At 48.9% G+C, this 20212-nt stretch carries 20 protein-coding genes and 1 tRNA gene; 11 read left to right on the top strand and 10 right to left on the bottom strand.

Annotation, left to right across the window (positions count from 1 at the left end):
- The first annotated feature begins 64 nt into the window (after window positions 1-64).
- A complete protein-coding gene (locus ACWHYD_RS03445) occupies window positions 65-355 on the top strand; it encodes a response regulator transcription factor (protein WP_447964523.1) in 291 nt (96 codons plus the stop codon).
- A gap of 103 nt (window positions 356-458) precedes the next feature.
- Here the strand turns inward: ACWHYD_RS03445 and ACWHYD_RS03440 are convergent, their stop codons facing one another.
- Both ACWHYD_RS03440 and ACWHYD_RS03435 read right to left on the bottom strand, forming a co-directional pair.
- Complete coding sequence (locus ACWHYD_RS03440) at window positions 459-1388, bottom strand: dihydroorotate oxidase (RefSeq protein WP_447964522.1); 930 nt, start codon at window positions 1386-1388, stop codon at window positions 459-461.
- Window positions 1389-1394: 6 nt separating this feature from the next.
- The gene (locus ACWHYD_RS03435; protein WP_447964521.1) at window positions 1395-2057 is read right to left on the bottom strand and encodes an ABC transporter ATP-binding protein; all 663 of its coding nucleotides are present in this window, start codon (window positions 2055-2057) and stop codon (window positions 1395-1397) included.
- A 154-nt stretch (window positions 2058-2211) separates the two neighbouring features.
- Here ACWHYD_RS03435 and ACWHYD_RS03430 point away from each other — a divergent pair, with 154 nt between their 5' ends.
- The 4 genes from ACWHYD_RS03430 (at window position 2212) to ACWHYD_RS03415 (ending at window position 4793) form a co-directional block, all read left to right on the top strand.
- Window positions 2212-2952, top strand: a complete 741-nt coding sequence (locus ACWHYD_RS03430) for a double zinc ribbon domain-containing protein (protein ID WP_447964520.1) — start codon at window positions 2212-2214, stop codon at window positions 2950-2952.
- A gap of 297 nt (window positions 2953-3249) precedes the next feature.
- Entirely contained in the window at window positions 3250-3597 is a 348-nt protein-coding gene (locus tag ACWHYD_RS03425) for an FmdB family zinc ribbon protein (RefSeq protein ID WP_447964519.1), read from the top strand.
- 95 nt (window positions 3598-3692) lie between these two features.
- Window positions 3693-4133, top strand: coding sequence for a division/cell wall cluster transcriptional repressor MraZ (locus tag ACWHYD_RS03420; protein ID WP_342347227.1), 441 nt, complete (start codon window positions 3693-3695; stop codon window positions 4131-4133).
- 165 nt (window positions 4134-4298) lie between these two features.
- Window positions 4299-4793, top strand: a complete 495-nt coding sequence (locus ACWHYD_RS03415) for a RusA family crossover junction endodeoxyribonuclease (protein WP_447964518.1) — start codon at window positions 4299-4301, stop codon at window positions 4791-4793.
- 237 nt (window positions 4794-5030) lie between these two features.
- Here ACWHYD_RS03415 and ACWHYD_RS03410 read toward each other — a convergent pair whose 3' ends face one another.
- The 4 genes from ACWHYD_RS03410 to ACWHYD_RS03395 form a co-directional block, all read right to left on the bottom strand.
- The gene (locus ACWHYD_RS03410; RefSeq protein ID WP_447964517.1) at window positions 5031-5441 is read right to left on the bottom strand and encodes a PilZ domain-containing protein; all 411 of its coding nucleotides are present in this window, start codon (window positions 5439-5441) and stop codon (window positions 5031-5033) included.
- Between the two features lie 2 nt (window positions 5442-5443).
- Entirely contained in the window at window positions 5444-5809 is a 366-nt protein-coding gene (locus ACWHYD_RS03405) for an STAS domain-containing protein (RefSeq protein WP_447964516.1), read from the bottom strand.
- 118 nt (window positions 5810-5927) lie between these two features.
- Window positions 5928-6602 (bottom strand): hypothetical protein, encoded by a 675-nt coding sequence (locus tag ACWHYD_RS03400; protein WP_447964515.1) that lies wholly within the window; start codon window positions 6600-6602, stop codon window positions 5928-5930.
- A 526-nt stretch (window positions 6603-7128) separates the two neighbouring features.
- Window positions 7129-7204 (bottom strand) — tRNA-Arg (locus ACWHYD_RS03395).
- 1063 nt (window positions 7205-8267) lie between these two features.
- On the opposite strand from ACWHYD_RS03395, the gene ACWHYD_RS03390 reads away from it, so the two are divergent.
- From ACWHYD_RS03390 to ACWHYD_RS03370, 5 genes are all read left to right on the top strand, one after another.
- Complete coding sequence (locus tag ACWHYD_RS03390; protein WP_447964514.1) at window positions 8268-8621, top strand: STAS domain-containing protein; 354 nt, start codon at window positions 8268-8270, stop codon at window positions 8619-8621.
- Between the two features lie 411 nt (window positions 8622-9032).
- The gene (locus ACWHYD_RS03385) at window positions 9033-9419 is read left to right on the top strand and encodes a response regulator (RefSeq protein WP_447964513.1); all 387 of its coding nucleotides are present in this window, start codon (window positions 9033-9035) and stop codon (window positions 9417-9419) included.
- A 461-nt stretch (window positions 9420-9880) separates the two neighbouring features.
- On the top strand, window positions 9881-11206 hold the full coding sequence (locus ACWHYD_RS03380; RefSeq protein WP_447964512.1) for an FG-GAP repeat domain-containing protein: 1326 nt from the start codon (window positions 9881-9883) through the stop codon (window positions 11204-11206).
- Window positions 11207-12149: 943 nt separating this feature from the next.
- A complete protein-coding gene (locus ACWHYD_RS03375) occupies window positions 12150-12896 on the top strand; it encodes a hypothetical protein (protein ID WP_447964511.1) in 747 nt (248 codons plus the stop codon).
- Window positions 12897-12960: 64 nt separating this feature from the next.
- Window positions 12961-13473, top strand: a complete 513-nt coding sequence (locus ACWHYD_RS03370; RefSeq protein ID WP_447964510.1) for a hypothetical protein — start codon at window positions 12961-12963, stop codon at window positions 13471-13473.
- Between the two features lie 213 nt (window positions 13474-13686).
- On the opposite strand, the gene ACWHYD_RS03365 is transcribed toward ACWHYD_RS03370, so the two are convergent.
- The 3 genes from ACWHYD_RS03365 to mtaB form a co-directional block, all read right to left on the bottom strand.
- Complete coding sequence (locus ACWHYD_RS03365; RefSeq protein ID WP_447964509.1) at window positions 13687-14646, bottom strand: HDOD domain-containing protein; 960 nt, start codon at window positions 14644-14646, stop codon at window positions 13687-13689.
- Between the two features lie 394 nt (window positions 14647-15040).
- Complete coding sequence (gene miaB / locus ACWHYD_RS03360; RefSeq protein ID WP_447964508.1) at window positions 15041-16414, bottom strand: tRNA (N6-isopentenyl adenosine(37)-C2)-methylthiotransferase MiaB; 1374 nt, start codon at window positions 16412-16414, stop codon at window positions 15041-15043.
- A gap of 13 nt (window positions 16415-16427) precedes the next feature.
- Window positions 16428-17819, bottom strand: coding sequence for a tRNA (N(6)-L-threonylcarbamoyladenosine(37)-C(2))-methylthiotransferase MtaB (gene mtaB / locus ACWHYD_RS03355; RefSeq protein WP_447964507.1), 1392 nt, complete (start codon window positions 17817-17819; stop codon window positions 16428-16430).
- Window positions 17820-18110: 291 nt separating this feature from the next.
- Here mtaB and ACWHYD_RS03350 point away from each other — a divergent pair, with 291 nt between their 5' ends.
- Window positions 18111-19490 (top strand): TrkH family potassium uptake protein, encoded by a 1380-nt coding sequence (locus ACWHYD_RS03350; RefSeq protein WP_447964506.1) that lies wholly within the window; start codon window positions 18111-18113, stop codon window positions 19488-19490.
- A gap of 6 nt (window positions 19491-19496) precedes the next feature.
- On the opposite strand, the gene ACWHYD_RS03345 is transcribed toward ACWHYD_RS03350, so the two are convergent.
- Complete coding sequence (locus tag ACWHYD_RS03345; RefSeq protein WP_447964505.1) at window positions 19497-19787, bottom strand: hypothetical protein; 291 nt, start codon at window positions 19785-19787, stop codon at window positions 19497-19499.
- Window positions 19788-20212: the final 425 nt, after the last annotated feature.

Genomic DNA, 20212 nt, shown 5'->3' with positions numbered 1-20212 from the left:
TTGTCGGAAGTAAGGGGCGTATGTTAAATTTACTAGAAAAATATGCGTGGGGTTGTGACTCAATATGCCAAAAGGGAAAGTGACTGAATCCGAATCAACAGAAGAACTCTTGGAACCCAATTCCGAGGGCCAATCTCTCACCGCCCGACAAAAGGAAATCCTGAGCCTGGTGGCTCAAGGCTTTACTAATCGTGAAATTGGCGAACAGCTAGACATTAGCGTGCGAACAGTCGAAGTCCACCGCTTCAACTTGATGCGGCGTCTACGGGTCAGAAACGTAGCTCAGTTACTCCGTCAAGCCATTGCGCTTCGAATCATTCCCAAAGGCCCACCAACCCCGACCACAACGGTCTAGATGACGTCTCTCTCGACCTAGCCTGCCATAAAAATGTCAAGAGCGCAGTAGCTGTAGCTCATTTTGACTTTACCTATTCAGGCAGATCAAAATTCGTACTTTTTCAATCCATCTCCCGTAATTTCCCTCGACATGCCATTAACGACGGATAGCATTTCCGTTGCAAGCAGTCAGCAATTTCCCGTTCGAGCCTTGCAAACACCTCGCAGCCTTCCTCAACCAGCACCGTGCCTATCTGAACTGCTGAGGCCCCACACAACACATGCTCGAACACATCCACTCCATTCTCCACCCCCCCTGTACCAATAATAGGAATCCGATCACCCCAGATCTTCCAAAACGCGCGAACATTGGCCAAGGCTACGGGCTTAATCATCCTACCACCCAATCCGCCAAATCCCCCTTTGGGCTTAATCACCACCATTTCCCGTTCCGGATCAACGACCAGGGTATTCCCCACTGAATTAATGACCGTCACAAAGGCCACGCCACTTCGCTGAAGCACCTCGGCAATTTTCTGATGATGGATCGGATCAAAGTAGGGCGGGAGTTTCACGCCGAACGGCACGGTCAGCAGCGCACGGATCTCAGTCAATAACCGTTCCGTTTCCTCAAAGTCATACCCGATTTGTGGCTTACCGGGAATGTTGGGACACGATAAATTCACCTCCACCAAATCCGGTTGAGCGGTCTCCAAGGCCTTCGCGCCTTCGAGAAAATCGTCAGGATGAAGGCCGGCCAGACTGGCGATGACGGGTTTCCCAAACCGCTTCAACTCTGGAATCAGTTTCGCATAAACGGGAAATCCTAAATTGGGAAGGCCCATCGAGTTGATCGAGCCACCATCAAACGCCACATACCGTGGTTGGGGATTGCCCTCACGGGCATGAGGTGTCATGGATTTGGTCACAATCGCGCCGGCATGTGACCTGCCAAGTGCCTCCAGCTCTTCCGGCGTCACGCACAAGGCCCCTGACGCGTTCATTACTCCACATGGAAACGATACACCGGCAATTTCTGTTGAAAGATCCATTGCGTTTTACTCCAATTGTCCGTCTCGAATCGCGACGATCCGATCCGCCGCCTGAGCGGCGTGTAATGAATGGGTGGCCAAGAGCACCGTCTGGCCGAATTCCTTCGCACATTGACGCAGCAACGACACAATGCTCGCCCCGGTTTCACCATCTAAATTGCCGGTGGGTTCATCGGCCACGATCAGTCGAGGGCGATGCACAAAGGCACGGGCAAGCGCCACCCGCTGCTGCTCTCCTCCTGATAATTCATGCGACCGGTGACCCAGCCGATGACTCATCCCCACCCTCTCCAATATGTCGGCTGTCCGGGTTCGCACCGACCCGGATACCTCACCTCGTAAACGCAAGGGAAGCGCTACATTTTCTTCAATCGTCAATCCCGGGATCAGATGAAATGCCTGAAACACGACCCCAACCTGTTCCCGACGCCATCGGGTCCATTCCTGATCACCAAACGCCAGGCAGGATCGCCCGTCAAGCAGGATGTCGCCGGATGTCACCCAGTCCAGCCCCGCCACCAAATGCAATAGCGTGCTTTTTCCGCTCCCGCTGGGTCCCATGAGCGCACAAAACTCTCCTTGCTGAATGTCCACACAGACATCCCGCAACGCTACGACCGGAGTGGATCCGCGCCGGTATTCCTTATAGACATGTTGAAACTGAATCACGGGCACCCATCCGGAAATGCGGCAGTCAGAAACGCACTTGAATCATGGTTTATTTGCTATCCCTCCTATATCATACCGAAGGTAAATGGACCAAGGCGCCCCACGAATATTAGGTTTACATCCCTGTCGACCTCAGCTCTGAAAGTTCGCCTCCATGACTCCGCTTTTCTCGACTCGCCTTCTCCGATCGCTCCTTCATGTCATTTTTCCCACCGCCTGTGCCGGCTGTCAGAATCCCTTGTGGGAAGATCCCGTTCCATTTTTTTGCCGTCGGTGTTGGGATGGGCTCAAACCTATTCCAGACCCCGTTTGCCCGCGATGTGGACGCCCTTTTGCTTCTTCCATTGCCCTCCTTCATAGCCCCGCCCACCAGTGCGGAGCCTGCCGCGCACGACCATTGGCCCTCACGCAAGTCTGGAGTCTCTTTCCCTACCAATCCCCACTCAAAGAAGCCATTACCCTATTCAAATACCGTGGAAAACTGTCGTTGATTCACCCACTCGCCCAAGCCATGATTGAGGCGCTGCCAGCTTTACCACCCTTAGATGCCATCATCTCCGTCCCCCTTCATCCGCAACGATTACGGGAACGTGAGTACAATCAATCCCTGCTGCTAGCCAACGAACTCCATCACGCCACTGGGATTCCTCTGTTACTGGGATGCCTGCTCAGGATCCGACCCACGGTCCCCCAAACTTCATTATCAAGAAAAGAGCGACTCACGAATCTGCGTCGAGCCTTTTCCGTGGCCAAGCCTGCCCACATTCAAGGCAAACGAATTTTATTGGTGGACGATGTCTTTACCACCGGCACAACCTTGCATGAATGCGCGAAGACGCTTCGGCGTGCCGGATCAGGCCCGGTGTATGGGCTGACACTCGCTAGAATGGTGTAGGGGAATTAATTGCCAATACCTGCATCAAGGCGAAGAGATTTCCAGTAAGGTTCTTCTGCTGGTTGTTTTATCTAAATAAATCTGCAGACCCTTTTCTTCTCCCTTTCCCTGACCTTTCTGAACAGCCCTTTTGACCATCTTCTTATCGTGAGACTTCCCAGAATGAGGGAGAGGGATTCGCTCTATAAAATCATATGAGATCTTTCAATTCTCAAAAACCAAAACCCCTCTCTTCCCAAATGGCCGGGTTTGCGATATATACAGCCCGTACATTGCGATCAGAAGGAGAACGACTCGATGCCCATTTATGAATACCGTTGTCAGGATTGCCGGAAACGTAATTCCTTTTTAATCCTCACCTCAAATGCTCCAGTCCCATCCTGCAAGTATTGCCTGAGTGCCAATCTGGAACGCATCATGTCCCGCTTTGCTGCACCCAAATCGGAAGAAGCCAGAATGGAAGCCTTGGCCGATCCCAGTAACTTCGGGGACCTGGACGAAAACGATCCACAAAGCATGGCCCGCTTCATGAAAAAAATGGGAAAGGAGATGGGGGAAGACCTGGGAGATGACATGGACGAGGCCATGGAGGGGATGGATACCGACGATATGAATATGGGGATACCTGCCACCGAAGACGACTAGCTCGACTACTCAAGCAAAACTACTTGACTTTTCTTAAACATTCGTTAAGCTACACTCACAGATAAAATGTTCAAGAGATCCAAGGAACATATTGCATGTTTGCTGGGCAATATTACTGTAAAATTGACGAAAAAGGACGATTTGTTGTCCCGAGTCCTATTCGTGAAGAAATCGAAACTCACGGGAATAGCCTGATGTTCCTCAAGGGGCAGGATATGCCAGTTTCCGCTTATACCAACCCGGAATGGGCCAAGATCCTGGAAAACGCCAAACAATCTCTCGATGAAGACCAGCGACGCCTTTTCATGTATCACATGGTCTCGGAAGCCTCAGCTTCAGAAATGGATAAAGCCGGTCGCATCTTAATCCCAGGCCGATTTCGCAAACTGGTCCCAGTCGATGAGGATCAGGAAGTGGTGTTAGTCGGCATGTTTCATCGCCTTGAAGTGTGGAATCCATCAGAATGGCGACGTTTTGTTCATATAAACGAAGACACATTTGAACACAGCATGAGCAAAATTCAGAGCCTCCTTTAACTGGCCATCCTACTCGTTCCAGGACCAACCCCACACCCCCTTAGAGTCCCATTGAGAACTATTCGTATCCCTTCCCTTCCCAAGCTTTTGCAGTCAGAAGTGAGGGGTGGCCTTGTACTCCTCTCCGGCCATAGTAAACGAAAAGCTAAGACCGCAGGATCCCAAATGCATTGGGAATATCTTGGGGGCGATACTCTGTTACCTTGCGAACTCTTGGTTGTCTTACCCCTGCCACCCAGCGTTAATCATCAATATGCCACCGTCAACGGGCGAAGAGTTCTGGCCTCCACCGGTCGACTTTACAAAAAGGCCGTGGCTAGCCACTTACTCACGGTGTTGCGGCAATCTTCTCATCGAACCGAATTTTTATCGAAATTGGAGAGTCACGCCCTCAGCCTTTCTCTCCGGTTCTACTTCAAAACGGCTCTGCGGCGGGATCTCGATGGCGGTCTCAAAATTGCGCAGGATGCCATTTGCCAATCCATCGATTTAAATGACAACCGCATTACCGAAATTCATCTGCACAAGGACCTCGATGCGGTTCGGCCACGCCTGGAATGTCTCTTAGCCATTCAGGAACCCATTACCCGTTCCACGCGTGCTTCTAGATCTCTCTCGATGGTGCCCAAGACAAGTCACCGCAATTCCCCTCAATCCTAAGCAGACCGCAACATACGCCCAAAGCGAGCCATGCTGGTATTCTCTATCCTCGGGGATTCCATAAGCAGTTTCTCTTCATCCTTCCTTTTCTACGACCTCGCCTCCTCAAGGACCTAAGGTTAGGTGCCTTAGGGATGGCATGGTGGACAAGTAAGACTCATTTTGTCGTTCTGCTCGGTATTCAGATGAATACTCGCGCACGATTAGGAATATGGCTGAAGTGGAAAGAAAAGGATGTTATCGAGAGGTGACTGCGCGGGAGAGAGAATGTAGAACTATGGTGAGTGGGTGCTTGGCCCCTCTTGTTGGATGATTGGTCAGGGCGGGGAACAAAAATCCAATCTTTTGGCCCTTGCAATGCCGGACAAGCCCAGGCAACCAAATACTGTCACCGAGGTAATGCAACTTGACGGACACCTGGGTCCCTCTCAGCACTGGAGGAATTTGATCGTCGGGAAATTCAACGAGCATGCCTTGATGACTGAGATTGAGCACACGACCCTGACACACCGTGTCTGGTCCACAACGAATAGCTACCGGTAGCACCTGGTAGGGTTTGACGAACATCCGTCGAAATGATCGTCGATTTTTTTGGGGGATTGATAACGGCCGACAGACATCTTGTTTTAGTGCGGTCGATGTTCCCATCGTCACGGCTCCGATGAATGCTCTTTACTAGATTCAAAGGTCTTCAAGGCTTCATCTTCGCTGGGAAAGATAGGGATCCATTCCCCAATTTCAGTGATCTCCAGGACATCGCGAACAAATCCTATCGGAGAAATGATGGCAAGCTTGCCCCCAATTCGCTGAAAACGCCGTTGAGCAAGAACCAACCACCCGAGTGCGGCACTGTCAATAAATGACACGGCCACCATATTTAACATGACAAACCGATAACCTTGCAGAATGGCATGATCAATCCGCCATTTAAAATCCTGTCTGGCATGTTGATCAAACCGACCTGCAAAAGTTTCCACGAGGGTATCGTGATTGAGACTACGTTCGGAAATAACCATAGAAGACTCTTTCGGTATGATATCCGTTAGTGTCTTCTTTTATCGGTTTTCCTCGCTCCACTCTTAACCCGGGAGGCAGACAATGGAAATCCTTTTTTTCAAAAAATCAAAGGACCCCTTATGGTTGGGGAAGGAGTTCCACCATGACATCATCGACAAACTGAACCGGCGCCGGCTTGCCGGCACCGCTCTGAAAGGGGCGGGTCACGCGAAGCTGGATGGAATGACGACCTGCCGCCACAGGGACTTTTCCACTGAATAGCTGCTGAGCCGTGTCACCATCATCCACCGGACCGACATCGAGATCCGCTATGACTTGATCATCAACAACCCATTCAAACAATCCCCCGTTCAGATTCCTTTTATAATCTGGAGAATGGTAGGTCACCCCCACATGGGCTGAGAGCTGCATGAGGCCGGAATTAGTCATTGTGGTGAGCCCAATCCCTCCACCTTGCTGCAACTCACCGGTAGGATCGTAATGGAGCTGTCCCACTTGGATCTGAAGACAATAAGACGGAGAGACCCGGGTCCCATGATTACACAAGTCGACCGTAGGAAATCCCTTTCCCCCTAAAGTTCCATTGGAGGTAGAAAACACGGTCCAGCCAGAAAGGTTCCCAGATTCAAAATCCGTGGCCAAAAGGACTTCGGCCGAAACAGGGTAATTTCCAATCGACAACATGCCAATGAGAAAAGCGAAACCCCATCGTTGAGCACAGTGTAACCACCATTCCATTTTTGAGAATACCGCAATATTTTCTTCCATGATCTGCCCCTTTTCATCTTCCATATTTTTTTTCAGACTCGAATGCCTGTCCAGTATAGGTGAAAATGAAAAATGGTTAGTCAATCCCAGGATTCTTCGTATGAGTCTCTCTCCAGACCACAAATTCCCCACTTAGAACCCTTTTGCTTCGGTCCTTGCGATGATTTCACGAGAAGAATGGATTCGTGCCCGACACATTTCATTTTTTGAGTCACCCGAATATCAAAGGCCGTACAATACGAGCACCTTGTTCACACCTCTGTTCGTCTTTGGCAAATAGTCTGTAGAATTTTCTATCTGAGGGGACGAATAGGGATTTTAATAATATTCCCAATTGACCAACCCGGAATCAGGCAACTCGTGAGGTTGATTACGAAAGGTCTCGGGATTAAGAGAGACTTATCGGAAGCTAATACGGATAAAAATATCCATATGACTCAAGTCTAAAGTGAAAAAGCGGAGCCAGTCTCTCAAACTGGCCCCCCAGCAAATCTGCACATGGGGGATTTGGAAAAATATGTGAGGGGTTCTAAAAATGAACAACCGAAGATGGTGCGCCCGGCAGGAGTCGAACCGGCAACCTCTTGATCCGTAGTCAAGTGCTCTATCCATTGAGCTACGGGCGCTTTTACTGTATTTTCAATGAGTTAGGTGGGTTCGTCAAGCAGTACCATCTGCCTGGCATGAAATAAATGCTACCCCAGCAAAACTATCACGCTCATGGTCTTAATGAAATGCACTTTACCATTTATTATCTTTTCATGTCTTAAATTTTGGTGCGATAATTTTTAAATCCGTTAGGTGGGCAATCTCTTTCCATCCTGTAACAACCAGCCTTATACCGGTTCTTTCCTAAACGCGTCAATTCGGTGGGTAGGAATAAGACCAACCGTCCCTTGTAAACTCTTATGCTTTAAACATCCGGTTGGTATTAAGATGGTCGTGAATAGCAAGAAGGCTCGGATAGGAGAATTCTTGTGTGAGGGGCCACAATTTAATAAATGAAGGTTGTCGGATCTTCTTGTCTGGAGGTTCATTATGGTGTGAATGATTAATTTTTCGCCTGAGATGATTCTTCGCTTGTTTCGCGGTTAATCCGCCTCATCCCCCGCCGCCACCGCCTGACCTTCATGCCTCGAGGCTGGAAACGCAAAAATCCTGCTCAAAAAATTTAGACTCGCCGCACATAATGAGTCCCTTCTTACCATCTGATGGCCTCAGGTTATCTGCCAAATCCCCTAAGGGGCAACCGGAACCTCTACGAAAAACCAGCTTTCCGGATGCTTCGTTCAACGGGAGATTTTGCGTTGTGACGGGTCTTTTCAACCAGGACGCTGAGCTCCAACCTAACAAACGGGCAATTTCCCATTAAATTGGCACATGGGTTAGTCCTTCCATCTCTAACCAGATTAGGGAGACAGGAAAATTCCCATGTAGTTTAGCGAGCGGACGGAATGCCATTTTTAAACTTAGCCGAATTCCATAGCTTTTCATTGCAGAAGCTTCCCATGACATATACGTATTTCACTTTAACCTGTCTGGGGGATTGATGCCCCTCTCCCCGGAGCGTCAACTGTTCAAGAAAAGGTAATCAAGATCTCTTCACCATCAGCAGCCTAGAAATCAGCAAAATCGGTCAACTAATTTTCGCTAGACCTAAGGGAATCGAAAAAGAGGGAGGAGGAACCCATGCTTGCCGTTAGAGAGCATTGTCAGCAGAACACAAAAATACTGGACCTCTCAGGAAGTTTTGATGCCAGTTCCAAGTTAGGCCTTGAAGTCGCCATCCTCGGAGCAAAAGAAATGGGCTGTCAACATATCATCCTGAATTTTGCTGAGATTACCTGGATTGATTCGATGGGATTAGGACAATTGTTCCTTTGGTATCACAAGATGAGGCCCAATCACGTTAACCTCAGCATCGTTAGCCCGCAACCGACGGTCAAATATCTCTTAGAATCGACCCACCTCTCAGAGATTGTTCCTATCTATCAATCTGAAAAAGAAGCCGTGGAGGCCCAACCGCAGACTTCTCTTACATGAACAACACCATATTCAGGCTCTCAGAAAGGGGGGGCGGAACTTCCCTTGAGTTACGCGCCCCACTTTTTTGGTATAGGTATTTCCCCTCCACTTGATTTTACTGATCAAGAAACTTGAGGACATTTCATGCGGCCAGCAGAAGTGAGCCATCCACTTTCCCGGTTGTTATCCAGCGACCCCCCGGACAAATTCACTGAACGGCTTTGTTACAGATATTCCAGGGAAAAGGTTTAAAACCCGCTAATAGAATTCTCGATTTCAATAGGTATGATCAATCGGAAAGAAAGGACATTCATGATGCACCTGCATTCCTCTTCCCATTGGACGGATGTATGGGAAATTCCAGAACTTGAGACACCAGACCCAGCACATTGCACCTTAAATATCACCTAAAACCAGCCGTATATTTTGGTGGTTGAAGATGATCCTTCAGTGGCAGGGTTACTAAAAACTGTCCTTGAAGATTCGGAATATCACGTGTATGTGGCAGGAAATGGACGGGAAGGCCTGGACGTGGTGGTGAATTATAGGGTCGATGGAATTTTGTTGGATATGCATATGCCCGTGATGAACGGGCGAACCATGCTAGATGAATTACGATGGTTAGAGTACCAAATTCCTGTGCTGGCAATGTCCGATGCGTTAGATCTCCCAGCCCTTCGTCAGCTTCTATCGGAAGGAGCTCAGGGCTTCTTTCTTAAGCCGTGTAATCTGCAATCCCTCAAACAATCCTGTCATCAGATTTTCAAAAATGATGGAATGTCCGGTTCTTTCCTTCAACCCTTTCATACCGGATAAAACCCAGGTAGGAATGATTTTGTTGTTTGCCTTAATGATCATGACAGAAAAATCGAGTACGACCCTCTTAATGGGGATAGCAAGAAATTAATGGACCGTATTCAACCAGGAAGATGTTAACGCCAACTGTCGTAGCAGATAGGGGGCAGTAGTTGGACAAAGTGGCATGATGGTTTGGACATTTTTTCTACAAAGGCTCCCTGTGCCACAGGTGGTCTTTTCATGCGCCCCATTCTACAAGGGTGCATTTCTACAAGAGATTAACGCCCATGAGAATTGTGTCCTACAAAAGGTTTATTTTTTGCTTATTTCAGACTCAACGGTGGAAAGCAACTGTCAGGGATTCAACAGGAGGCATTTCACATGAAGCGCAAAAATTGGACATATTTACAGGTGATCCTGGGTTTAGCAAATGATTACTTTTTCTGCCTTTGGCCATAGAGAGCCTGCATGCGGGGACAGTGCCGGATATTCGAGGCACCTGGACAGATGGCCCCAGTAGCAGCTCAACAACGGGATGTCAGGATCCAGATGATAACGGTCCCGACAACGATCCTGGAGGGGATACTTACACTATTACCAATCAAACTGGCGCCAATTGGAGCCTCACACAGGTGGATACCGTGGTTGATAACGGATTTTCAGCTGTACAAACAGTGACCTGCTCAGGCTCCGTTTCACCTGATGGGACGGTGAGCGCCTCATGCCCCTATGTGGTTACCCTCAACGGCGGGTTTTGGTTTAGCGGCACATCCACTTTAACGGGTTCCCTTGCGGGCAATACCTTGACCTACTCGTTTGCTGGTCGGGATCTCGTTGGTGATACCTGTCAGTGGACTCAGACGGGAACAGATACCAGGAGTGGACCAGTCCCTCCTCCAATCATGTTGCCCACGAATTCCCCATATGATCTCAATGGGGACGGGAAAGCCGATTTATTATGGCGTAACGCGATTACCGGGAGCACGGCCATCTGGCTGATGAATGGGACCGTCCGGACCTCGGTCGGCTTCCCGGGTGGGGTGCCGCTCAACTGGCAGATCGCGGGAATCGGCGATGTAACAGGGGATGGCAAGGCCGATGTCATCTGGCGCAATAGCACCAACGGCACGGTGGCGATCTGGCTGATGAACGGCGCGACCGTCACGTCCACGGGTTTTCCCGGCAGTGCGCCGACCACCTGGGTCATTCAGGCCGTCGGGGACGTCAACGGCGATGGCAAAGCCGATTTGATATGGCGTAACAGCAGTGACGGTAACACGGCCATCTGGCTGATGAATGGGACTCTCCGGACCGCCGTCGGCTTCCCGGGCGGGGTGCCGCTCAACTGGCAAATCAAGTGGGTCGGAGATGTGACTGGGGATGGCAAGGCCGATGTCATATGGCGTAACGGCAGCAATGGAGCCGTGGCAGTGTGGGTGATGAATGGAACCATAGTGACCAACACGGGCTTTCCCGGCAGCACCTCCACGGATTGGAAGATTGCCGGTATGGGCGATTTCAATGGCGATGGGAAGGCCGACCTTATCTGGAAGAATGACACAAGCGACATCGTGTCCATCTGGCTGATGAATGGGACCTCTATTGCGTCGTCTAAAGTTTTAGGCGGCATCGCCTCGGCGTGGGAGATTGAGCAGGTGGGGGATATGAGTGGAGATGGGAAAGCGGACGTGGTCTTGAAGAATACAACGACAGGGGAGGTGAAAGTCTGGCTGATGAATGGGGTAACCCTGATTGGAATCAGCTCCCCTGACACAGTCTCCACCGACTGGGACATTCAACCCTAAAGTGGTGAAAACCCTTCACTGAAACATTGAGGAAGGATAAGAGAAGAAATCTCAGGCAAAAAAAACAAAGTTAACTTCAGGTACTTTTCCCAGAGCCTGCCCCGCATCGGGCAGGCTCTTTTTTGTTTGACCCAATTGCTCATTGGGAAAGGCCCATCCCCCAACAGACCCGGCCTCGAATGTAGGTCAGATGTGTAATGGTCAGCATCAACATACCCCTGTATTTTGAAAATCATCAACTGAGGAGATGTGAGATGAACAGACGATTTTACTACCAAAGCGAGGGAGAAAAGTTCTCGTTGAGTGTTCGGTGGTGGCTCATTCTCTTTGCCGCGATTCTTGTGTGGATTGTAAAATAATCCTCACGGTCAATGAAAATCCTATCTTTCTTGACGCCATTAAACTCCCGGCGTATTGCTAAAGGCTTCATAGTTTACCTTCATTTTTACATGATGAGTCTTTTTCATGTGAGCAACTCTTTTCCAATCCCAATAATGAAAGTAAAAAGATCGGACCTACAACCAATTCTTTCCTCTTTGACTCAATAGTCTCTCCTCATATTCATAGCTCTCCTTTCAAATTCAACATGGCACCCTTCTCCTTTTCCTTATGAAACGGAATAGGAAAGAGACCTCCTGTTTGATCACCTCTACATCTCCTAGTTGACCAATATTTTGGAGGTCATCCCCCGCTCTTCTGTTGGGGCAAGCAACAACACCGCACCAAGACAACATGTCAATTAGCTACAAATCTTTCCATGCATTTCCTTTACCCTCGAATTTTTGTATGGTGTATGGACCGTTGCTTGATCGGAGTTGGTTCAAGCTCTATGCAGCACACCCAAGAGAGGACCCTGTTGAAAGAAATAGACCAAAGGACATTGTTTCGAGAGAGAAGTCACCATTTCTCCCCCTTAAATCAACGAAAAAGGTACGACTGAAGCATGTCGGAACGAAAAGACCGGCAGAACATCGTCATGCCTGATGGCATTTCTTTCTTGCCACCAATCCCAGTCGGGTATGAAGTCTACTATGAAAACCTTGAGATTCAGGGAATTCAAGATCGGCAGACCATTGTCTGGCAGTTTATCCAAGGTTCCAATCATCTGTTGGACTGGGAACAAGAACCCAGCAATCCCCAGGACCCTCATGCCATCAAAATATTTGGGGTATCGGAGCAAATCTTTTCTACAAAACGGGATATGTTGGGGTATGTTCCGGGTGATGTAGCCAAACAGATTGTGACTGGGGGGATCTGGCCATTTTTGCAACTCAGGCTGGATTACATCTCTGTCGCAAATCAAGGGTTCATTGCCATCCGGTTTCAAATCCTTGGGCCCATCAGGAACACAACCGGTGACGAGAAAACACTTAGTGGACCGGGCAAAAAGGGGGACCGACGGAACACCCAGGCCACGAGACCAATACTTTTGTTCGGTAGAGAGGCAGAACCTCCAAAAGCGTATCGAAGCAAGTTCAAGCAGTTCGCATTCTTCATCCTAAGGATTATCCTGATCTTACTCGGCACCGCGTTGGCTTTTGTCGGCGGGACAATGGGCACAGCAGCCTGGCAAGCCAAGGGGAACCTCTTTGTATTGATGCTCGTTCCATTGGCATTGATCATGAGTGGAGGCCTGCTCATCTGGACCGGAATTAAACCTTCAAAACCAAAAGAAAAAATCCCTACTTAAAATACTCCTTTGGGCCATAAAAATGCGTTATTCCGACGCTTCTCAACAAATCTGAAAGGTGTATGTGGCAAACACCTATCACCTCTGGTTGGCACCTACTGGTCCGGCCTACGACATTCTCATGGAGGCCATTACCGATTTGAGCAGAGCGTATCACGCTCCAGTCTTCGAGCCGCATGTGACGCTCTTGGGTTCTCTTCCAAGCACAGTAGAGGATATATCCGTTCGGTGCTTGGAACTTGGTGAATCGCTTTCACCTATCGATATTCTTCTGACCGAACCAGGCCTTGCTGATCAGTATTTTCAATGTGTGTTCTTAAAGACCCAGGAAACAACAGCACTCATGAATGCGCATGAACTGGCAAGAAAAACGTTCGTCAAGGATCCCAGCCCCTATATGCCCCATCTCAGCCTGTTGTATGGTCATTATTCCCTTGAACTGAAAGATAGAATCACGTCAACTTTATCTCAAAATTTGCGCATCAACTTTACATCCGACATGATCCATCTTATCCGCTCCAAAAGCGAACATCCCGTTGACTGGACCTCAATTCTGACAGTCCCCTTGAGCGGATAAATTCTCTTTCCCTCTACACGATCCCGAGTAAATGTCGCCTTATGTCTCAAGACCTCCTAGGTCAGGTCTTCGGCATTTCCTGGTAATTCGACGGACTTATCCCGCCATCCACCTGACATTGGAAGTCACGGGCAAATACATTCGCATAAAACTGGAGCTAAACTGATTGAATGCTGAGGTAGACTGCGGAGAAACCTTGGAGGAATCCCGGCCTTATAAGGCAGGGATTGGTTCTGACATTTCGGATGGAGAGATACCCGTGACGATTTGCTCAAGATTATCCAACACTTTTTGAATGTCATCGGAGTTCCCCAAGCTGATTTGGAAAAAGCTGGACATATCAGGAATTCCATCAGCAATTTGTTTGGCGACTTCCACAAGTCCCTCAGGTTCAATATCCAAAAGTTCCTTTGATGATTGGATAGCTGCTTGAATAGCCATCTCCGGCTGTTGGTGGCACCACATATCAGCTAAACGCCCCGAAAGGGCTACACATTGGATAGTTAACCGGGAAACTTCATCGCTACTGGATGCCAAGGAGGGATCATGACTCCCTTTGACGGATTCTCGCAATAATTCTGGCAATTCCCAGGTCTCAGCCAACCATGCCCCGATCTCGCAATGATCCGTTTTCCATCGATCCTGTTCTAACGTCTCCAATACCTGATGATCCTGAGCAGCTTTTTTATATATCAACCCATACTCCATGCCTAAAGCCTCGCTCATCACCAACACGCCCAAGTCCTGCAATAATCCGGCAAGGAAAATTTCTTCTTCGTTCGTCACCCGGACGCGCTTGGCCAATACTTTCGAGGCCAAACTCGCCAAAATACATCGATGCCAAAAATGGGTATGATCAAACGCTCCGCCACCTTTTTTTCGTAAATCCCGATATAACGAAAAACAAAAGGCTAACGTGGCAATAGAATTCATGCCCAATAACGTCACCGCATGGGTGACCGTCGTCACTTTATGGCGACTGCCCCCGTAAAAACTGGAATTTGCCACATTCAACAGTTTGGCGACAAAGGATGGATCTTTACTAATGACGTCACCAATACGTTGAGCGGTAGTCCTCTCATCCCGACACAGTTGAAGTACTTGCAGAGGCAGCGCGGGAATCGCCGGAAGGGTCTTGCAATTTTTTATACGCTGCAGAATCTGGGCATCCATTGTTCGCTACACCTCAGGCCTTTTATCGCCATCCATCACAACAACATTCCTTCGAAAGCCAATCATCCAGACGTAACACGATATAGGCTGGCCTCCATAGCTCGTTTGTATGGGGAGTTTTTTTAAATGAGCACCAGGAAGTTGAAAGACATTCCGTTCCGCCATGCGACCGGAAATCTACAAGTAATCAAAGGTTTTATCGGACAATGAGCAACTGACTTGAGGTAGAAACCAGCGTACGATTGGGCCGGATTCTCCCAACTAAACACGACGGCAAACTCAGTAAAATTTCTGTTTGGGAGGATTCACACAAAAGGAATCGCAGAAAAATCAGCGATTTAGGGAATGAGGATGGGATAAAGAATCTTGGGTTACCAGAAACACACAAAATCCATCAGGATTGGACATGTCCATAAAGGGTGGAAGGCGAAGCATCACTGACCAAAACAGGCACCAGATCTCCTGGTTGACGGACTTCGTTATCCTTGGGCCAGACCACCGTCACATTGTGGTCGCTATGCCCCATCCATTGCAAATCGGATTTTTTGGAATGCCCTTCCAACATGACCTCTACCGTGGTGCCGATGAGTGCTTTGTTTTTTGAAAGGGAAATTTCTTTTTGCAATTCGACGATCTGATTCGTCCGAGCCCCCTTCACCTGCTCAGGGACATCATCCACAAATTTTCTGGCCGCAATCGTGTGCTTTCGTTCAGAATATTTAAATACGAATGCCGCCTGATATCCCACCTCTTGGATAAGACGATAGGTCTCCTGAAACTCCTCATCGGTTTCTCCACAAAATCCACAAATGAGATCGGTGGTCAAAACAAGAGGGCCTTTCTTTCGTATGGCCTCAACCAGCTTACGGTACTCTCTTTGAGTGTATCCCCGACCCATGCGTTCCAGAATTCGATCATTGGCCGATTGCAGGGGCAAATGGATTGTTTTACAGATGGCGGGATGTTCCGCAACGGCTTCAAGCAGGGCTGGCGGAAAATCTTTGGGATGGGGAGACATAAACCGCACCCGCTGAATCCCAGGAACATCCCCAACCGCTATTAACAATCGGGCAAAATCCCACTCTCCTGACCGGTAGGAATTGACATTTTGTCCCAATAAGGTGATTTGCCGAACTCCCTGACTGACCAATTGATGGGCTTCCTGAATAATCCCCTCCGGATCTCGGGAACGTTCTCGTCCTCGCGTATACGGCACCACGCAAAAAGAGCAAAAATTATCACAGCCCCGCATGACCGCAATCCACCCATTAATTCCAACCGGCCGATCCGGAACGATATGGGCATACGTTTCGTATTCAGACAGATCAACGGCCAACCCTCTTTTGCGATGCTCCAACGCATCCATGAGAAGATCGGGCAGTCGCCGGTATCCATCTGGCCCGACGAGCACATCAATGAATGAGCGCGTATCCATCAGCTCTTGTTTCAGATTCTGAGCCATACAGCCTAATACCCCGATAACTAAGCCTCGTTCCTGTTTTTTATTGGTATACCGGGCCAAATGGCCATACACGCGATTATGGGCATTCTCTCGAATGGCACAGGTGTTAAACAAAATAACATCGGCTTCATCATCATACGGAGTAAATTGAAATCCCCGGGTTTTTAACAGAGAACGAACGATTTCCGAATCATATTCATTCATCTGACACCCGAAGGTCTCCATATACACCTGATAGCGCCCTTTATCAGGCAAATGGGTCCGAGCCTTCAAGCTGGTAGGGATCAGTAAAGAGGGTCCGCTCACAACCATCGCCTTTCTATGAAACGCTCACGAGTGAAGAAACAGAATACAGATCCTTTGCCGTGGGAGAGGCCTCAGAGGATGGCTCCAGCAATCCCAACGTCGTACCCGACATGATGCCGGTTACGACAACCGGTTGAATGGTATTACGTAGCGGATGTGGAGAACGAACGGCCACTCGAATATAATTATCCGTCAGCCCCGGCCAATAGCCCTCGGCTTCGGCTGCTTCAAATAACACCGAGACTCGTCGCCCTATAAACCGCTGTTGGAAAGCCATTCGCTTGTGATCGGATAATTCCCGCAATCTCCGACTCCGCTCTTTTGTCGTTATTGGAGACACGGCATGTGGCAACTTGGTCGAGGCGGTCCCTGGCCTGGGCGAGTAGCTAAACACATGCAAATACGCAAAAGGAAGATCCCGGATCACCGCTTCCGTATTCGAAAATTCTCGTGAGCCCTCCCCAGGAAACCCCACCAGCACATCCGTTCCAAAGCACAGATCTGGAATCCGCTTCAGAGCAGATTCCATTGCTTCCGAATACTCTCGCACCGAATATCGCCGATTCATGGCCTCCAGTATACGATCATCTCCGCTCTGTAAGGGCACATGCAAATACCGGCACAGCTTGGTGGAACTGCTCATATAGTCCAGAAGACTCTCAGGAACTGTCGTGGGTTCAATTGAGGAAATACGGATCCGCTCCAGGCCTTTAATGGCCTCAAATCGATGAAGGAGCACCAAGAGGTCGGCAGCTCCATCCCGATATTGTCCGATGTTCACTCCCGTCAGCACTAACTCACGATGCCCTCTTTCCACCAATTCCTCGGCCTCACGAACCGCATCCTCCAGAAACCGACTCCGCTCCCGGCCTCTGGCAAAGGGAATCAGGCAAAACGAACACATAAATTGACACCCGTCCTGGATTTTCACATTTGCGCGAGTCGTGGTATAGGCTCCTACGCCTTCTATCAAAAAATTCTCAGGATCAATCCGCCCATGATGCACCAGTGGCACAGGCTGTTTTTTAAGCTGAGAAAATGGTGGAATGATCTCAGGCAGCTGCATTTTGAATTGATTGCCGATAATGAGGTCAATATCGGCCATGCGGCGGAGCACTTCAAGTCCGGTCTGAGCATAACACCCGGTGACCGCCACAAAGGCGTGGGGCGAATGACGGAGGACCTGGCGAACGATTCGTCGGCAATCGACCTCGGCCCCTTCCGTGACGGTGCAGGTATTGATCACAAAAACATCCGTTTCCTGACCAAATTCAACCGGGAGATACCCGCTGTGCTGAAACCCGTCCTTAAGGACAGCCGTTTCAGCCTGATTGAGTCGACACCCTAACGTATAGAACGTCACACGTGGTTGGGGTTGTTGGAAATCCTCAGAATTCATAGGCATGCCATTATAAAGAAGGCCTTTCCGCACAACAAGACAACAGGAACCCAGGTTTCCATTGCCGGGCGAACATGCTAGTATTTTTCGATTATCATCATGCAGTCTGGCCCAGTCGGGGATTACCCGAGAGTCATCTATCGTCTTTCAATTTTGTCTCCCACCTCATTCCTATTGTTTCTAACAAAAGGGCTGCGCTTGGACATGAACCAAGCCTGGCATTCCTGATGGTTCGAACCAGATGCCCCTATCCGCCCATCCTGATTCACATTCAAACGAACCCCCTTCCTTTACCCAATGAGTGACGGTTTCGGAAAACTCCTGATAGCCCGTTGTGTCGGCTTTCGGTTACTACCTGGCCAGATTGTGGCATCTGCTGCCCTCGGACTCATTCTCTTCGGTGCCTGCCTGCTCATGCTTCCTATCGCCACTCATCCAGGAGTTCACATCTCCTTCCTTGATGCGCTCTTTACCGCAACCTCCGCCGTCTGCGTCACGGGTCTCATCGTCATGGATACCCCACAGGATTTCACCCTGTTCGGGCAAGGAGTAATTCTCGGGTTGATTCAGATTGGAGGATTAGGGTACGCGTTGATGGCCACAATGATTTTACTCATATTGGGGCGTCGCCTTGGGTTACGAGACAGGATGATGCTCAGCGAATCGATGAATACCATGGATTTACAGGGATTAGTCCGGTTCGTGAAACTGGTAGCCATTATTACCTTTGGATTGGAGAGCCTAGGTGCGGTGTTGCTCACGCTTCGCTTTGCCGTCGACTTTCCGTGGTGGACAGCCGCCTATTACGGAATATTCCATGCCATTTCGGCATTTAACAATGCAGGGTTTGCCCTTTTTTCTGATAGCTTTAAAACGTTTCAAACAGACTGGACCATCAATGGAATCATCACCATTTTGGTGATCTTTGGAAGCATCGGGTTTTTTGTCTTTGAAGATATTCTCGGCAATATTCGTGGGCAACGTTTTCGTTTACAGACACACACCAAATTGGTATTGGTAACCACCGCCCTGCTTATCGTGGGTGGAACAATAGGCATTACCATATTGGAGTGGAACAATCCCTCCACATTCCAATCCGCCTCCATCGGAAAAAAGCTGACGATTTCCTACTTTCACTCAGTTTCCCGTACTGCAGGATTTACATCGATGGACATCATCGACATGCGGGATGCCACCCTCTATTTTCTGTTATTACTGATGGCCATCGGAGGATCACCCGGCAGTATGGCAGGAGGCCTCAAAACAACCACTGCCGCCATCGTCTTTCTGACCATCTTAAGCATGCTGCGTCGAGATAAAGACGTCGAAATCTTTAACCGGCGAATCCCCCAGGATCTCATTACTCGGGCTCTTTGCTTCACCATCCTTGCTTTTGTCATGATTACTGGCATGACCCTTCTGCTGGATTCTACCGAGTCGCAACCGTTTTTATTCCTGATGTTTGAGGTCACCTCGGCCATGGGCATTGTGGGCATGTCTTTAGGAAACGGCGAAGCACTCAGCTTATCGGCACTCTTTACCGATTTTGGGAAAGTCATGATTATGCTATCCATGCTCTTGGGCCGGTTCGGCCCATTGATGATCGGATTATTTGCCATCAAGACCATCGTCAGTAAGCCCTATCGATATGCTAAGGCCCGAGTGATTATCGGGTAAATCTGCTCAGGCAATCCGCCGCTGAAGCCTGAAAATAAAAAAGGCCAGTGTCGGCAGTGGGAACAAAGCAAAGGGCAAGATCCACAACCACACATTTTTTCCCCTCACCCTTGCTTGATCATACATCCAGACAAAGATCCAAATCATTAATAAGACATAGTTGGCCGTAATCCACTGAGTGGTTCGAACATGCAACTGGCTTTCCCCTCCCTCCCCGATCATGAGGAAAAACATTCCCTCCAACAAGACCAACGCCAACACCAACCCAAGAACCAAGGGTTTACTCCACACATACATGATTCGGCTCCTTCTTCAAAAAATAGGCCTCCCAATCTCCCATGGACCATATCTGATCCACCTGCCACAAACCCATAAGGTGACATAGGATACCGCAGCAAATCAAAATGTTCGCACAGAGACTTACTGCCGATCCCGTCGTGACTGCTTTCAATCTGAACACATTTTTTCCTCTATCACTTTCCTGATTATTCATGTTTTACGAATGGTCGTGAGAACCATAAAAGGCCATCTGAAAATTTTTATTAATCTTTTTCGTCTTGAATAATCTTCGTGTGCATAACTTGTTGGGCTAGAATTTCAGGCTGTTGATAACCATGAAAATTCATTCGGAACTCCGCACGAAATATTAGGTTTTTTGAACTCACATGTTCTGCACAGAAATCCCCATCAAGTAGGCACCAGTCACAACATTTAGTATTGAC

Source organism: Nitrospira sp. Ecomares 2.1 (genome assembly GCF_965152585.1).
Note: the sequence above shows the minus strand (reverse complement) of the source record. Positions and strands in the feature narration are given on the sequence as shown.